This window comes from Flavobacterium sp. (assembly GCF_024710485.1).
Classification (GTDB): domain Bacteria; phylum Bacteroidota; class Bacteroidia; order Flavobacteriales; family Flavobacteriaceae; genus Flavobacterium.
In genome coordinates this window covers 44,593-62,117 of record NZ_JANJUQ010000044.1, presented here as the reverse complement: position 1 = coordinate 62,117, position 17,525 = coordinate 44,593, and the positions used below count along the sequence as shown (strand labels likewise).

Sequence of the window (17,525 nt, the reverse complement as noted above, 5' to 3'; positions counted from 1 at the left end):
TCAGTGTAAGTTTGTTATTTCTTCTTGTAGTACATTTTATACACCACAAAACCAATTCCGGCTACAATGATGTACGGAATTGCCATTAAAAAAACAATCCCATCATTCACGGCTTCAGCTTTAACGGTGTTGCCCGAACTTTCTAATGCAGCTCTGCACATGGCACATTGCGCATTGGCAGAAACGCCTAACAGGAAAATACAAATCCCTAAGAAGAACTTAGAAAACTTTGCCCTCGGCATTAGAAAATTAGTTGGCATAATAAGGTGATATCATCAAATAAACTACTACTCCGGTAACCGCGACATACAGCCAAATAGGGAACGTGATTTTGGCTATTTTTTTGTGCTTATCGAATTGTTCTGCTAAAGCTCTGACATAAGTAAACAACACCATCGGAATGATGATAACGGAGAGCATAATGTGTGTGAGCAAAATAAAATAATAGAAATACCGAACAGAACCTACTGCTGCTTTTTCAGCGTCGTCTAAGTTTCCGTCGAAATTAACGTCGCCGAATTTGGCTGAATCTGCCGTCATGTGATAAGCAACATACATCACTAAAAACATCACCGAACAAGCTATCGCTGTGGTCATCAAACGCTCGTGAGCTTTACGATTTCCTTTTTTTATGGCTATCACAGCCATTACCAACAATAAAGCCGTTAAAGCGTTAATGCCGGCATAAATGGGCGGCAAAAAGGACAATGGTTCTATGTCGAAGCCGAAATCTTTGAGCTTAACTGAGAACAATACGGCTACCGCTATTGGTATAATAACTGAAACCGCAATTATAGAACCTTTAAACTTATTTTCCAGGGTTGTTGATTTAGAATTACTCATTTAACAGTTTTTTAATGTCTTCAATAATGGCTTTCACTCCGACTTTTTCCAATCCGTCATAATACATAATTGGATTACCGAACTTGTCTTTACGACAACGGATGTTCCCTTTTTTATCAATTAAAGCAAACAAACCGGAATGTTCAAAACCACCGGCGGCTTTACCGTTTTGTCCGGCGTAAATGTTGAAACCTTTGTTAGAAATGCTGTAGATATACTCTTTATCACCGGTCATTAAATGCCAGTTGGACGATTTTACTCCGATATGCTCCGCGTGTTCTTTCAATACTTCCACCGTATCGTATTCGGGATTGATGGTTATAGAAGCGATGCCAAAATTTGGATTCCCGAAAAATTTATTTTGTATTTCCGCCATATTGCGATTCATGATCGGACAAATGGAAGGACAAGTCGAGAAGAAAAACTCTACCACATAGACTTTCCCTTTGTAAGTCTCATTGGTGATTTTGTTACCGTTGTGATCTGTTAACTCAAACTGCGGTGCTTTACCTATAGTCAACAAATCGCTTTCCGAGTTTTTGTGATTGGAAACTGCATCAATTCGCTCACCTTGAACCACAGTATTGTTTTTGATTCTGTTGACAATCTTCGGAATAAAAATAATGCCGAAAATCAACACTATAAAAGAAAGACCGATATAAGATTTATTTTTCATATTAGATTTTTCGATTGGCGTTATTGCGTTTCAAAGCCAAACGATACTCGGCCAAGATAATTTTTACATCATCCATCATGTCATTATGCAAATCGGATGCTGATGTAGTGTTGTATCCTTCTTTGTATTCCGGCTTCCCTTTTTCACTATGCCCTTTTCTGCCACGAAGATTTCTCTTTTTATCGATGATGTAAACATAAGGCGTGCCTGTTTTATCATCCAACTTCCCTAGCAATTTTAGTTCATTGTGATAAGCTTGGATTGCATCGGGTGCAGCAAAGACAAAATGATAACCCGACATATTGGATATTTTACCTAACTCTTTCAAAAGTCTTTCGGCTTGTTGTTCCGTTCCTTCGGGAGCTACAAACACCATCTGAAAATCTTTGAACTCTCTGTACTTATTGTAAATTTTTTGGTTTAGTGTAAAAAAGTTGCCGCTGTTATCTAAAATATCTTCTCCGGGAAAACCTAAGATAGTAATTTTATTATTCAAGGTTACCTTGTCTCCATTCATGGAATTCCATTTCGAATTCACATCAGGAACAGTTGGAGTAATGGTTGGTAATGTAATAAAACTGTTGACTCCGGAAGCAAAGAAAAGATAGGCTACGATTGGCAGGATAAAGAGAACGAAAAGGACCAGATTCTTTTTCATAGTAGGACTAAAATATTAGCTGTACAAAAATAAAAAAAGGTACGCAATGCGTACCCTTTTTTTTGAATTAATATAGTGTTAAAAATTCCATTTTATGGTAGAATTTCTAAAAACCTCATAAACGTAATCCCCTTCTACTAATAAGATGAATACAAGATAAATAACCAGGAATACGACCGTGGCTACTACAGCCCATCGCAAACTACTTTTTTCACCTTCCATGTGCATGAAAGCCCAAACAATATAGTATGCTTTGTATAATGTTAATATGATGAATATCCAGTTAAGCAAATTCATGCTTAAGAAGTTAGTATTGAATAAAAATTCAGGTCTTACAATCCCTAAGGCAACCTCGATGATAGTTACTATAGACAATAAGATAAAAACTTTCCAGATTCTGGATGTATTAGATACATGTTCGTGTGCGTGTGACATAATATACTATGTTTTGTATGATTAAACTAAGTAGAAGAAAGTAAATACGAATACCCAAACCAAATCAACGAAGTGCCAATAAAGTCCAACTTTCTCAACCATTTCGTAGCTTTTTCTTCTTTCATAAGTTCCCAAAAGAACATTAAAATAAATGATGATATTGATAACAACTCCTGAGAACACGTGGAATCCGTGGAATCCGGTAATGAAGAAGAAGAAATCAGCAAACAATTTGTTTCCGTACTCATTTCGCTCTAAGTTAGCACCTTCAACCACTAAATGAGCATTGGCAACCATAGCTTCCGAAGCTTCTCTGGTTAAAACCTCTCTGTGTTTATTTTTATTTAATCCCGGTTGTAAATCTTTGTTGGCTTTATCTTCAGGAGTATCTCTGTAAATCTTTTCAGTTCTTACCAATAATTCAGGATGTGCTTTGAAACCTGCTTGGATTTCTGCAACAGAGTAAGTTGGTAAAGCTGATTCGCCTTCGAACCAAATACCATTACTTCTTTTATGTTGCTCTCTGGCTTCAGGTAAAACTACCGCGAAGTCTTCCAATTTAACTCTCTTACCGTTTTTATCAACGAATTGGATAATACTTCCACCTTTAGTTTCAATAGCACCATACTCACCTTTGATGAAGTTTTTCCACTCCCAAGCTTGTGAGCCCACGAATATTAAACCTCCTACAATAGTAAGCAACATATAAAAAGCCACTTTTTTCTGTTTCATTTGGTGTCCGGCATCAACGGCCAAAACCATCGTTACAGAGGAGAAAATCAAGATAAAAGTCATCAAGGCCACATAGTACATCGGAGCATCTACACCGTGCAAGAACGGAAAGTGAGTAAATACCTCGTCGGCAATTGGCCAGTTGTCAATAAATTTAAATCTTGAAAATCCATAAGCAGCAAGGAAACCAGAGAAGGTCAAGGCATCTGATACGATGAAAAACCACATCATCAATTTACCATAACTGGCACCCATTGGTTCGTTTCCGCCACCCCAAGTATTTTCGTTTGTATTTGCAGTAGTAACTGTAGCTCCCATAAAAGTTATTAGTTAAAAAGTTCCCAAATTTAGATTTTTTTTCTTATTTAAAGAAATATAAAAATAAAAACAAACAAATCCACAAGAAATCAAGAAAGTGCCAATACATCGCACCTAGCTCAATGCCAAGGAATTGAGTTGAATTGTATTTTTGTTTAAAATGATTATAAATTATGATTAAAAGCGAAATAAATCCTCCTGCAAGATGCGCCAAGTGGACAACTGCAATTACATAAAGGAAAGTAGTAGCAATATTACTCTCCGGTCCGGTAAAGTAATATCCTTGCTCAATGAGCTGTCCAAAACCAATGAACTGTAAAACAACAAAAGCAATTCCCAAACCTAAAACACTCAAAAGCAAGCCGGTCACTAGACTTCTGTTGTTATTTTTAATGGCTTTTATCGCTGAGTGGAAAGCTACGCTACAAAGTATAATAGCCAAAGTACTAAAATAAAAAGCTGAGGGAAATTGAAAATCTTTCATCCAATCTTCTCTTGACTTACTGACCACAAAAGCACTCGTAATCCCGGCAAACATCATGGTCATACTGGCCATCGCAAACCACAACAGTAATTTTTGGGAACGAGCCTTTCTGGCTTGGTGTTCGTCTATCGACATCATTGTTGCCATAACTATCTTAAAAATTTATCAGTAATATAAACTATTTGTAACAAGGTAATATAGGAAACACTAACTAACATTAGTGTTCTTGCAGCTTTGGCTGTTCTCAATTGATACAACTTAACCGCATAAAAAATCATCCAAAGTCCCAACAAAAATACAATACCGGCGGCTACGGGAGAAATAAACAACTTTCCGGTATATCCTAAACAAGGTAATAAAGAGGCTACCAACAACCAAACTGAATACAAGATGGTTTGTAAAGCGGTTGATGTGTCTTTTTTACCCGTTGGCAACATGAAGAAGCCTGCCTTTTCGTAATCCTCATACAAAAACCAACCTATGGCCCAAAAATGAGGAAACTGCCAAAAAAATTGTATCAAAAAAAGCGTTCCGGCCTCAATCCCAAAATGATCCGTAGCGGCAACCCAACCCAACATAAAAGGAATGGCGCCTGGAAAAGCACCTACAAAAACAGAAAGCGGTGTAACTGTTTTTAAGGGTGTGTAAATACTGGTATATAAAAAGATGGAAATCGCTCCAAACATGGCCGACTTAGGATTAATCATGTATAACAAAATCAATCCTACTATAGTCAGTAAGCTAGCTGCAAATAAAGCGCGATTCGGCGCCATTCTTCCCGACGCCACCGGTCGATTTTTGGTGCGATCCATCAAAGCGTCTAAATCTTTTTCAATAACTTGATTGAACGCATTTGAAGCGCCAACCATGCAATAACCGCCAACTGCCAGCATAAGTAAAGTGGGCCATTGCAAACCCTGAAAATCCTCAATACCAAGCAAATAACCGGCTATGGATGAAAAAACAACGCTCACAGCCAAACCTGCTTTGGTGATTTCTTTAAAATCGGTAGCAATTTGTTTGAAAGAAAATGTATTTGCTGTCGCGTTCATCCTTATTTTTAAGCTAGCGCAAAGGTACTTTATAGAAAACGATTTGGCAAAAAACAATTCATAAAAAATGATTGTTTTAAAATAATAAAAAAACAACGATACATTTATCGATTTCCGAGTTTTTGAAAACTCTCTCAAAAACCGGTCATTGTTAAATTACAGAGAATATGAAGTTCCCCATCAGAAACAAAGGATATTACACTAAAAAGAGAGACCAAATTAAAATTTGATCTCTCTGGTTAAATAACAAAAATAAGCAAGGAAAATCTTAATTGATTGGCAGAATTACCGCATCAATAACGTGAATAATCCCGTTAGAGGCTGAAATATTGGCCGAAGTAATATTAGCCGTATTACCAATAGCGTTAATAGACGCTGTTGGCGTTACTGAAAATTGACTTCCTAAAAGAGTGGTAATAGTTCTGGTGCCACGTTTCGGCACAACACTATTAGCTGCTCTTCTACCTTCAACTACATGGTACAATAAAACATCTCTAACCAACGGCGCCGGCAATTCAGTCACATCTGAAACATTCAGAGCAGCATATAAATTTTGAAAAGCCTCATCAGTTGGCGCAAATACTGTATACTGATCTGTTCCGTTAGCAAACAGATTTACTAAACCTGCATCCAATTCTGAATCAACATATACCAATGCCGAAACCAATTCATTAAAACCAGCATTGACCGCAATTCCGGCGATAGAAGAAGCTCCCGGAGCCGGAGCGCGATTCAAGGCATCAAAAGTTTCTTTGATCGTTAATTTTGCATTGGTGTTGTTGTCAACGGCATTATCGTCAGAGGAACAAGAGGTAAATCCAAATGTCATGAAAGCTGTTAATACAAAAACCTTGATGGAAGTTCCCAAATTTAAGCGATAGTTTTTCATAGTAATTAATTTTTAAAGTTTATAATGATTGAAAATTCTACTACATAACTTTAAACAAAACAGTGACTTAAAACTTGGGGCTTAATTTTGTTTAATATTTACAACTCAAAGTTAAACAAAAATTAATTGTCAACTTTAATTTAGTACATATTTAACAATCGTTTGAAAACCAATAAAAAACACAAAATACTGAAAAACAACAAAATACAATATTCAGAAGAGCTTCAGAAAAGAAACCTTAATCAAAATCGAAATAAAAAAACAAAATAATGTTAAACAAAAGCTGCTATAGCCGATTGGATGGCAACAAAAAACAGCAAAAGAATAAGTTCAAAACCCCATTCCTTTCAACAGACTTCCAAAACCGAGTTTTATCGATTAAAAACAAACAGAAAGTGGTTTAATAATCAAAATACCAATTGAAGATATCACATCGCAATCCTAGAGAAAACCAAGTAGTACTTTCTTTGACCGCTAAAGTAGTCTCGGTAGCCGGTGAAAAATTTCTGTAAATCAAACTACCGTACAATTTCATGTTGGTGGCCGGATTAATTAAATAACCCGCTTGTAAATCGGCGATAAACACATTGGTTTTATTTCCTTGACCAACAACTACTCCGGTATTAAACGGTCTTTCTTCATCATAATCGCGGTAAATATCACTTCCGTAATTGAAGGTGTCGCTACTATTATTAAAATCCAAACCACGAGTACCAACTGTAATTTTAGCATCTGCAAAATAACGACCGTTATGATAACGGGCTATGGCGATGAATTCTCTTAAATTACCACCCCATTGGTGTCCTAAACTTTGATTGTTGTGACCGTAATTGGTAATCGCCTCGCTATGCGCGTACACATACGGACGAACAGCATTGAATTCTGCCTGCAACAACAAATTTTTAATGTTAAACGCATGGAAGTATTTCGCACCCAATTGGTAACCGAACTTGTTCTTCCAACTCTTATCGCCCGAACGAACATCATCTAACGAAAACTCGTCCAACAAGAACTGTCCGTAAAACTGAATTTGATTGTTCCATTTGTATTTGGAAGTCAATCCCAACATCGCATTCCCACTTCTGGAAGACGAAGCAAATTCAACCGAACGATAAAAAATGAGCGGATTTACAAAACTCATATCAAAACCACGATTGTTGTTATTGGCCCAAACCACCGATTCAAACAAACCGATGTTCCATTTATTGGTAACATTCAAACTCAAATAATGACTCGCAGCAAACTTGGTAGCATATGTTCGGTCGAGTGTAGCATCCGGACGAACATCTTTCAGCCAAGTATATAAATTGGTGTATTTAATTTTCCAAAAAGTGGTATTCAATTTAAAATAAGGATACGGACTCGCGCCATCGCTCCACAATAAAGAACGATAACCGTCACCTATGAAATTGCGCCCGTAACCCAAATTCATATTAATGAATTTACTCGGTGTATAGGCCAAATTGGCTTCCGCTAAAGGAAAATCATAAGCATCTGTTTTGAATCTTTTGGCAATCCCAATACCCGGAATAATGGCCGGATTTCCACCGTCGGGTGCCATGGATTCAGCATATCGATTAAAATAATCGGCAAATCGTCCTTGGCTTTCGTAAATGGTTGTAGTAAAATTAAGTTGGCTTCCCAAACCGCCATTAAATTGTATTCCGCGTGTATTTACGTAGGTATAGCTACTTACACTCGGGTCGCTTTTCCCGAACTGTAAATCCAAAATCGGATTTAATGTAAACCAATAGTCTTCGCCTTGAATTTGCACCATATTTTCGTTCCAAAGCTTTTTACCCCACCAGCCTTGCTTGTTCTTCATCAGCTTTTGGTTCTCAGAAGTCAAATCGTAATATTTGGACACATCCGCATAACTATAAGGTTTAGAACCCGTATGGTTATTGGCGCCAACCTGATTCATTTCGTCGTCAAACTGGGCATAATAACTGTGTGAAAACGGAATGTTTAAATGGCTTTTAAATTGCGGATTAGAAAAAGTGTTGTACTTCATATTGTCCAATTCCGTCAAGTAAGCCGTATTCGGTCTGTATTCTTGAGCTGCTTTTTCTGCAGCCAATTCAGCTTCTTTTTGCGCCTGAATTTCAGCTGCACTTTGCAATGGAATACCAATCTTAATAGTGTATTTGGCATAAGTTGGCTCGCCATTATAGGTAGGCGGACTGATTTTAGGCATCTGACCAAAAACCCTTTTGCTTTCAGTTGCTAATGATTCTTCAACTGCATCAACATAAATGACTTTAAAATTACCTTGGTTGTTTACCTCAAACAAAACAATTAAACTTCCTTTGTAATTATTCTCTTGTAGCGCATTAGGCACTTTGAAATTATTATACACAAAATCCTGGACCTGATTGTAAAAACAAGTTTCTAAGGCTTTTAACTCCTGTCCTTCACAAGCAGGAAAAACCGGAAATCTTTCCGTAGATTTTTTGAAAACTTGGGCCGAAGCCATAAGAGAAAACAAGAATATAAAGGAAAATATCTTTTTCATGAATAAGGAATAAAGTAATTAGTAACCGCCCGATGCTGTTTCACCGTTTGCGATGGCTTTGGCTGAAGAGGTACCGATTCGTTTAACCCCTAATTGAATCATTTCTTCCGCTTCTTCATAAGTTCGGACTCCTCCGGCCGCTTTTACCGGTAAAGGCGAAGCATTTTCGAGCATCATAATCACAGTATGCTTGGTAGCTCCGTTGGGTTTGTTATTTTCAGTCACGTAGAATCCGGTGGATGATTTGACAAAAACGTTATGATAGCAATCTTCTTTGAAATTGGCCATGATTACATTTTTGATTAATGCGGAAATTTGAATGATTTGATCATCCGTTAAAGCCGCCACTTCAATAATCCATTTTGCAACTTTATGATGGTCGAAAGCTAATTTTGTACCTTGTAAAACCTCTTCTTTAACCAAGTCTATTTCACCTCTTTTGAAGGCTTCGTAATTGCACACATAATCCAATTCGTCAACTCCGTCTTCGATGGCTTTTTGGGCTTCTGCTAATTTTTCTTCCAGCGAATTTGTGCCTTCAGGAAAAGAAATCACTGTTCCGACAAGCAATTTGGAATCAGCTTTAGCAATCATTTGAGCGGCTGTTTTCACTTGATTAGGGCGAATCATTATCAATTTAAAACCTTCGCTGATAGCTTCTTGAATAAAGCCTTCAACAACACTATTATTTTCTTTTTCAGTCAAACCGGCTTGGGCTGCTGTTTTGAGATAAGTGGAATCGAGGTATTGTTTTATATTCATATATCAAAATATATTTTCGGTGGACTTATGCATGGCATAAAAGTATAAAAAAAACCGTCTCCTTCTTAAAAAAGAAAACGGCTGTATCGTTATCCAAATAGGAATCCGTTTCAACTGCTTGGTCTTGGTTTGAAAACAACCAAGCCCAAGAAAGCAGTAAATGCTCCCGCAAAATTGGCCAACACATCCTTTACATCCGCTTTACGAGTTTGGGTCAAGGTTTCTTGTAAAAATTCAATTAGAATTCCGTAGCCCAAAGAGATTAAGACAATCCAAGCTAAACTTTTCCAAGCCACTTTCCCCAGTCGCAATCGACTGTAAAAACCCCAGAGCAGTGTGAAAGTAAAATGAAATATAAAATGCACATACTTATCAGCACCGGAAACTTTGATGGCCGGCAAATCGTTGAACTTGACCAAGCAAAGGACTAAAACTAAAAAAGTCCAGCCGATGGCCAGACTTAGTGTTGTATTTTTAAGCACCAATGAGTTGTTTGTACCCATCGCTATCCAGTAATTCCTCTATCTCAGCAGTATTGGCAATTTTCACTTTAATCATCCAACCTTTACCATAAGGATCTGAGTTAACATTCTCCGGGTTTACCTCTAAATCCTCGTTGAATTCTAAAATTTCACCAGATAATGGCAAAAACAAATCAGAAACTGTTTTTACAGCTTCAACTGTTCCGAAAACTTCGTCTTTATTTAAAGTTTGGTCTAATGTTTCCACTTCCACGTAAACGATATCTCCTAATTCTTTTTGGGCGAAATCTGTGATGCCTACAGTGGCTACATCGCCGTCAATTGAAACCCATTCGTGGTCTTTTGTATACTTTAAGTTGCTTGGTATGTTCATCATTCAGCTTGTTTAGTTGTTGTTTTAAAATTTCTTCAAAAGTATGATTTCTCGACAGATTATTAAAATCTTTGGTTTAAAACTTTCTTAATTTCCGAAATTATAACGCATCGTAAATCCGGTTCTGATATTTGTCATTGGGAACGATGTGGAAATTACCGGCTTAGAGAACGAATGATCGTAGAAGAAAATAGCCGTTAAGTTTTTACTGAAAGAGTAATCTGCTGTTACTTTGGCCGACCAAATGTTTTGACCACCACCCAATTGGTTATTATCGTAATCTAGATAACGCACTATGGTTTTGTTATTTCTATAAGAGAAATCGATTTTTACATTGATGTCGCTCTTGATAATACCGGTTGGATTATCGGCCAACTGAGAAGAAAAAATCACATCTTTGAATCGGTAACCCAACCCGATGATGTATTCATGACCTTGCACTTCGGTTAACAAGTTGTTGTCGAAACTCATCGATAAGCTTCGGTCTTTCTTCATTTCGGCCAAAATCTTGAAGGAATTTTTCATCTCGAAATCTACTCTCACCAACGGATTGAATTGTTCCACCAAGTTGATATTCGCTACAATAGTTTTGTTAAAGAAGTTCCCAAATCCACCATTGTCTTGTGACCCCGGGTTTTGATCGTAATCAAAGTTAGAACGGAACGAGTTGATGGTATAAGAAGCGCGATAAGCGTGCTGGATAGAGAAACGCTTGAATCGGTCTTTGAAGAATTTGTAACGCATCAATCCATTATACTTCATATTCCAGTTAGGAATAGGGAAACTGCGGAAAGTCCCCAATGAAACTGCATCGGCAGAAGCACCGGTATAAGCCGCTAGGAAAGCCGGTATCAAAACTGCTTGGTTATTTCTACCAAAACCAATCGGGAAACCTTGGTTTGCCGTATAGAAATTATACCTCGGATCGTTGACATCAGTCGGAATTGGATTATTATTATCGCCGTATCTTGGGAAATCCGTAGTTCCGTAGAATTGAGTGGCCAAACGGTCGGCAATAATCGCTCTATTGTTTCTGAAATCATCAAAAGCGGCGGAACCGTTCTCATCACTTTTACCAAATGAGGTGGCCAACATTACCGTAGATATAGAGAAATTTCCAAAACTATAAGGAGAACGCGGATTGTACATTCCGGTAGTTTCATCCACATCATATTGTTCTGAATAGTTTTCGGTGTAAGCTCTGTTAGCAGTTAAATCAATTTTAAAATCAGGGAATAAATCCACATTAGCCGTCATTTCCAAAGTTTTGGTAATGGCTTGGGTGTAACTTTGGTTAAAATCAGGGTAAGTGGTCAACCAACCTCTTTTAGCTGCTTCGTAACGAACATCATCCTGCATCCCGAAAACAAAGCCTAAAGTTGGTTTTGAAGAACCAAAGAATCCAAGGCTAGGCAAGAACCCCGGCAACAAAGTTCCTTCATTTTGAGTGTAGTTAATTTGTACATTCTTCACGCTGGTCAAAACACCTTTCAAGCCGTCTAAGAAAACATTTGAACTAGCTGCTGTTTGGGCTTTGGTATTGGTTATTTTTTCTCCCGGCTTTGGTAGTGCTGCAGGTCTTGCTGCCGGAGCCGCCGGTTTCTTTCCTAAACCAATATATTTGTAGAAAGATTCCATATTAAACGCAGTGTTCAATCGGTGAGAACCGGCGTTTTGAATGGTGTTTCCTAAGTTGTACCCGTCCACTTCTGCTAAGGCCAATGAGGCACGTTGCCAACTGTAATTTCCGGTATAAGAGTAAGTAGATTTTACAAAAGACAGCAATGGAATTTTATTTATCGGCAACTCGTAGTTGACCACAATTTGTTGGTTGTGTAAGTTAGGCGTACCGATATTCCAAAAGTCGGTCCAAACGGTATAACTGTTGTCCGGCACGTTATCTTCGTTTAAGTAAGAACGCACAATATTGTTTGATGCTGCAGTATAATTTACTTTAAGCGATTTGGTGATATTGTAGTTGAAACCGTACTGGTAATTGAACATGTAATTTCTGCGGTACAAAGCATCTAACGGAATTCCGTCTACATCTACTTGGCGGAACTGTTGGCGGTTGTACTGACGAATAATATTACTGCTGAAAGAAATATTTGCCGGTAAGAAATTGAAATTAAAATCACTTAACAACTTCCAATAGCTACTTTTCTTTAAAAACTGACTTTTCTTGAAAGGCTCTACTGATTTAGGTTTAAATGCATAAGTATAATCTACTGTAGCAGTCACTTGTTGGTCGATGAAGTTTTCAATTTCATAATTGTGTTTTAGCACTTCATTGTACGAATAAGAAAGCGTTAAGTTTTCCGGATCGTAAATGCGTTGCTTTTGTTCCGGGGCGCGTTCTTTTTTTACTCCGATGAAATTGATACTGGTACGCTTGGTATAATCTATCGCTCGGTTTTCGATATTGTCTCTTTCCGCAGCGTCTGAAGTATTGGCTAATAATTGTTGTAAGCGAATATCTTGATTGTAAGGATCGTATTCTGGCGTAATAGTTTCTTCTCCAACGGCATAATTGAACGGCAAATTAATGCCCCATTTTTTAGGCAAAAGTTTACCTAAACTAAAATTGGTTACCAAATTATATTGTTGTACATCTTCTCGGCTTCTCTCGTTTGGCCCTTGCTCTAAAGCCCCAAAACCAATGGTACTCATTCTACCGGTAGCGGAAACCGTAGCAAAATCGGCCATGTTAGCATCCATGTTTACCACAGCGGCCATACCGCCTTTGTTGTTCATATCGGCTATGCGCAACTCATTGAACCAAACTTCGCCGCGAATTCTATCAGTGTGGTTGTTTTTGATTCCTACCATTAAGGTTCTGACCAAACCGAAGTTAGGATTCCCTTTAATTCCCAAACGCAATTTCACATCTCCGTCTCCATCAGGTAATGAACCGTCGTCATCCGGATAATAAATCCCTTCTATTGGTAAAGTGGACGGATCGATGCTCATCGCCAAGACTTTCATTCGGGTTAACAAAGACATGGCAACGCTTAATTCATTTTCTTCCGGCCAAATTTCTTCCGGACGTGTTGACCCTTCAGGTGTAACTTTTAACGGAATTTCAACTTGATAGAAGTTATTGGTGAAATCGTTTCCAAAACGAATGAATGCAGTCATTTGGTCGTCTAACAGTGGGGTTGGATCGGTTGGCGCCGGTAAAGCCTCGGCATGTAAAAACATTTTCAATTTGTTGAATTGACGCATGTCAACATTCACGTTTTTGAATACCGCTCTTGAGTCGCCAACTTCCAAACCGTTACCTGATGCTCTCAAAGATAAAGATTGCTCATTTTGGCTAATCACTTGGTTTCCGTTCCCTACTTCCTCGCGAATAACACCCGGAGGCAATACGTAAGGAATAGGTAAGCGAGACGCATTTTCCTGGAGGTTCACTGCCAATACGTCAAAATTGGTATTGTCGTCATTCGGATCACTGTCGGTAGGTTGGAAAGATTGGTCGTAACGTCTCCATTCACCACGAACCAAATCTAAGGCTCCGAAACGAAGCGTAATTGGATCGGTAAATCCGGTCATGAACATTCTCATAAAACGAATAGAACGGAAATCGGAAATACTACCAACTGTTGTAGTTGGCTGAGTTACCGGAATTTTAAATTGGTACCAGCGAGCAGAGGTTGTCACTCCATTAGGTAAATCGATGTTTGTTTCTCTTACATCGGTAATGAAGTTTTGCCCAACCTGCATGTTTGGCTGAATGTTGATTTTGTATTCGTAGTATGCATTTACCGTGTTCATGGTGTTGTCACGATTGATGTCTTCTACATCCGGCAAAGTCGTTGAACCACGATTGGTATCAGACACGGCTACAGGAGAATTGCCCTGTAATCCGTTGTAATTTTTATAGCGTTCAAAAACAGTAGAGCCGGGCGCACTTAAAAAGTATTGGTAGTTATCCGCCGCCGGGTCATCCAAAGTGGCAAAAGCACCAATGTTCGGTAAACTTCTTTCTCCATCATCATCAACACCATCTAAACCAACGTCTTGTGAAGAACGGTTGCCGCCATCAACATCAAAAGCATAAATCAACGATTGGGAAGAAGGTACTCTACCCCAAACGGTAGGACTAACCAATGATGTACTGTTACTGGCCGGCAATCCGTTTTCGTATTGTTTACGTTCGTCTTTCAGTATATCTTCTGAGATTTCTCCTAAATTGAAATACAAGCTTCCCACATTGGATGGACTTGGTAAAACGGTTGGATTAGCCGGATCGTAATATGGATCCATTACCCAAAATTGGATGTACTCTACGTTACTTTGTTCGAAATTGGTTGAGTTGATGGCTCTGGTAATTCCACCAAAATTTTCTTGCGGCGCGCTAAATCCGGAAGGGTTCAATGCTTCAGGATTATAATTATACGGACCACGTTCTCTCGGATAATATGTTAAATCCAAGGTATTGATAACGGTTTGCTGCCCTACTTGTAACTCTAAGTCAGGGAACAACTCGCGGTTAAAAACCCTTCTGGTACTGTTCAATGAAATTCCGTCTTGTCCAATTTCATTAGGGGTTTGCACATAAATAGTCGGGTCAATCGTATACCAGTTTAATTTGGCTCTTTTGTAACCATAATCCAAACCGACTAGGGCAGAACCAAAATCGCTGTAATCTACGCCGGCTTGCCACTTAGGGACACTGGACAAACTCCAAGACAATGGAGAACGCATGTCGATAGTGGTTTGAGAACCTTCGAAATCATCGACATAAACTGTTGGCTCGCCACGGAACTGGTCGGCATTTGGGGTATCCGGTTTCAAGAAAGCTACTTCTCCTCTGAAGGATACGTTAGAAGGCACATCGGTATCAATATTGGGTAACTTATTGGCCAATCGGGTTAAAAACGGAACTTCGGTTGAATAATTGGCATTAAATCCGAAAATAGTGTTGTTAACCGATTCCTGACCATAATTGGATTTTTGAGTGAACGGTCTTTCCGTCATTTTGATAAAAGTACCGCCCACCATGAATTTATCGGAAAACTTGTGCTCTACATTGAATCCCATAAATCTTCGGGTTTGTTGTCCGAAGGTGGCATTGTTTTCTACCGAAACTTGAATTGGCGTATTAGACGCTTGCAGTGAAGGATCTAAAATCTGCACTCTTCCTGCTTGGTAATTCACACTGTAATCCACACCTTCTTGCAATACTCTACCTCCGGCAGTTACCACAACTGAACCTCGCGGTACATTGTAAGCACCAATAGGAATACCGTCACCACCGGCCGATTTGAATCGCCCCTTTAATTGGAATTTATTTTTATCCGCATCTTGTAAAGCTCCGGCTTGTGTGCTGGCGTACATGCTTCGGAAAACATATTTTTGTTGGTTACCGTTATAAGAATTGACATCGTAGTAATCTTCGGCGCCCAATTTTAATTTATCGAAAATCAATTTCCCGAAAGGTTCTACTGTGGTGAATATAATTCTACCATTTTGTTGGTCTACGGTCATTCCCGGCATAAAATCGAAGAAACCATCTCCTCCGGCCTGCGGATCGTTGTTAAAGTTCAATCGGTCAACATTAAACACTTTAATCAGCGGCGTTTCCGAAACCACCATCTCCGGATCGGTTGTAGCCGGGAAAGGCACCCCGTTTACCGGACTGATGTAATTAATTGGTGACGGATCAGTGTATAAAATATTTAATCTGAAATCTTCTTGTTGCAATTGAAAAGCGCCCGGAATTTGGTAGATGTTTTTCATCATCAAATTCCAAATAGGTTTTTGAACATTGGTCAAATTACTTTTCAGCATTTTCAAAATCAAACTTTGAGAAGAAACCGTAGGGTTAGCGGCATCGGTTCCGTCGAATACAGTAGCATCAACTCCGTCAGTTCCAAACTCCCCTACTTGATACACCTGATCTCCTACAGTATATTGATAAGCCACGGCTAAAACTTCATCGTTAGCCAAACGCTGTTGCAGGGAAATATAACCCAATTGAGGATGGTAAGTATACTCGTTTGGCGCTAATTTTCGGGCGTTTTCTAGTTTAGAATAATCGGTACCTTCATCAACCGGCACTATGTTATTAAAGCCGGCGCTTGAAGTCACTATATCTCTGATGTTACCGTTCAACAACCCGCCTCCGGTGTTAATTAAATCCGGATCATACTTATTGTTGCTATTGTCTGAAGGAGAATCCACCGTAGGGTCAGGCGGCGTAGTGAAGAAGTTGTTATTAATATCTGTCGGATTCAAAGCTACAATTTGACTGTCTGTTAATCCGGACAATCGGGCCTCTCCCAAATCCTGCAAGGCAATGATATTTCTTAAGTTGTTATTGGTTTGGCTTACACGATTTTGGCGATTGGTTACCCAAACCTCAATACGGGTAATTTGTACACGACTATTAATGAACGGATAATTCTTAAGTGCGTCGTCGTATTTGTTTCTGAAGTATTGCGATAAGAAAAAGTGTCGGTCAGAGTCGTAATCCAATCCAAAAATTTCGAAATCCTGAATGGTTCCGCCGCCTTGAGCAGTTACCGATCTGGTTTGCGATTTTTGTTCCGAAAACACCCCTGTCACACTGGTCTTACCAAATTGCAATTGGGCTTTCACCCCGAACAAACTTTGCGCTCCTCGAATGAGAGAATTAGTCAAAGGCATGCTCACGTTACCTACTTCAATTTTTTGAATAATGTCGTCCTCTGTTGGCGTATATTCTAACTTGATTAAGTTTTGAAAAGCAAAAGTAGATTCGGTGTCGTAATTAGCATTCACATTCAAACGCGTTCCTACTTTCCCCATTAAACTCATGCTGATTCTTTGGTCGAAATCGAATGTGGTTTGTGCTCTGTTTCGAGGAGAAAAAGCCGGATTGTCTTGTTTGGTATATCGAACCCCTAAATCCATTTCGACAGAACCCGTAGGTTTTACATCGATGGTATTGGAACCGAAAATGGTTTCAAAGAAACCTGAATTCACGTAGTATCTCGGGAGTAAGTCTTTTTTAGCGGCTTCGCTTCCGTCTTTTTTCCCGTCTATAGCATCAGATTTTTTCTTGAAGTAATCGCGCATGGCTTCGCGCATCACCAATTCTTCGTATTCTTTAGGCGTTAGAATAATCGGATAATTGATGTTAAACCCTTCAAAAGTACTGGTGTAAATGTATCTGTTGGTTATTGGGTCGTAAGTATAAGCATTTACTATACTTTTTGGATTTTTAATCTGCACCCTACCGGTATTGTAACCTGTGCTGTCTTGTGGGGCTGGATTAACTTGAGAAAAAGCGGAAAATCCTGTCAACAATAGGATTCCG

The 17,525-nt window shown here is 38.8% G+C and carries 14 protein-coding genes; all 14 read right to left on the bottom strand.

Going from position 1 to position 17,525, the window contains the following annotated elements; genetic code table 11:
• Positions 1–14: 14 nt before the first annotated feature.
• Positions 15–242 (bottom strand): hypothetical protein, encoded by a 228-nt coding sequence (locus Q0M21_RS11635; RefSeq protein ID WP_295338420.1) that lies wholly within the window; start codon positions 240–242, stop codon positions 15–17.
• A 7-nt stretch (positions 243–249) separates the two neighbouring features.
• Positions 250–843 (bottom strand): DUF420 domain-containing protein, encoded by a 594-nt coding sequence (locus tag Q0M21_RS11630; RefSeq protein WP_295338417.1) that lies wholly within the window; start codon positions 841–843, stop codon positions 250–252.
• On the bottom strand, positions 836–1,519 hold the full coding sequence (locus Q0M21_RS11625) for an SCO family protein (RefSeq protein WP_295338414.1): 684 nt from the start codon (positions 1,517–1,519) through the stop codon (positions 836–838). Before Q0M21_RS11625 ends, Q0M21_RS11630 begins: the two co-directional genes overlap by 8 nt.
• Before the next feature lies 1 nt (position 1,520).
• Positions 1,521–2,177, bottom strand: a complete 657-nt coding sequence (locus Q0M21_RS11620) for a hypothetical protein (protein WP_295338410.1) — start codon at positions 2,175–2,177, stop codon at positions 1,521–1,523.
• 78 nt (positions 2,178–2,255) lie between these two features.
• Complete coding sequence (locus tag Q0M21_RS11615) at positions 2,256–2,612, bottom strand: cytochrome C oxidase subunit IV family protein (protein ID WP_295338407.1); 357 nt, start codon at positions 2,610–2,612, stop codon at positions 2,256–2,258.
• A gap of 21 nt (positions 2,613–2,633) precedes the next feature.
• Positions 2,634–3,662, bottom strand: coding sequence for a cytochrome c oxidase subunit 3 (locus Q0M21_RS11610; RefSeq protein ID WP_295338404.1), 1,029 nt, complete (start codon positions 3,660–3,662; stop codon positions 2,634–2,636).
• 43 nt (positions 3,663–3,705) lie between these two features.
• A complete protein-coding gene (locus Q0M21_RS11605; RefSeq protein ID WP_295338401.1) occupies positions 3,706–4,293 on the bottom strand; it encodes a cytochrome c oxidase subunit 3 in 588 nt (195 codons plus the stop codon).
• A gap of 2 nt (positions 4,294–4,295) precedes the next feature.
• A complete protein-coding gene (gene cyoE / locus Q0M21_RS11600; protein WP_295338398.1) occupies positions 4,296–5,198 on the bottom strand; it encodes a heme o synthase in 903 nt (300 codons plus the stop codon).
• 268 nt (positions 5,199–5,466) lie between these two features.
• Positions 5,467–6,087: a fasciclin domain-containing protein gene (locus Q0M21_RS11595; RefSeq protein ID WP_295338395.1), complete on the bottom strand. Its 621-nt coding sequence runs from the start codon at positions 6,085–6,087 to the stop codon at positions 5,467–5,469.
• Between the two features lie 400 nt (positions 6,088–6,487).
• Positions 6,488–8,602, bottom strand: coding sequence for a gliding motility protein RemB (locus Q0M21_RS11590; protein ID WP_295338392.1), 2,115 nt, complete (start codon positions 8,600–8,602; stop codon positions 6,488–6,490).
• An 18-nt stretch (positions 8,603–8,620) separates the two neighbouring features.
• Positions 8,621–9,364 carry a deoxyribose-phosphate aldolase gene (gene deoC, locus Q0M21_RS11585; RefSeq protein ID WP_295338389.1) on the bottom strand — a complete coding sequence of 248 codons (744 nt, stop codon included), beginning with the start codon at positions 9,362–9,364 and terminating at the stop codon, positions 8,621–8,623.
• A 110-nt stretch (positions 9,365–9,474) separates the two neighbouring features.
• Positions 9,475–9,867: a VanZ family protein gene (locus Q0M21_RS11580; RefSeq protein ID WP_295338386.1), complete on the bottom strand. Its 393-nt coding sequence runs from the start codon at positions 9,865–9,867 to the stop codon at positions 9,475–9,477.
• Complete coding sequence (gene gcvH, locus Q0M21_RS11575) at positions 9,839–10,219, bottom strand: glycine cleavage system protein GcvH (protein ID WP_295338457.1); 381 nt, start codon at positions 10,217–10,219, stop codon at positions 9,839–9,841. Before gcvH ends, Q0M21_RS11580 begins: the two co-directional genes overlap by 29 nt.
• An 87-nt stretch (positions 10,220–10,306) precedes the next feature.
• A complete protein-coding gene (gene sprA / locus Q0M21_RS11570; protein ID WP_295338454.1) occupies positions 10,307–17,515 on the bottom strand; it encodes a cell surface protein SprA in 7,209 nt (2,402 codons plus the stop codon).
• Positions 17,516–17,525 lie beyond the last annotated feature (10 nt).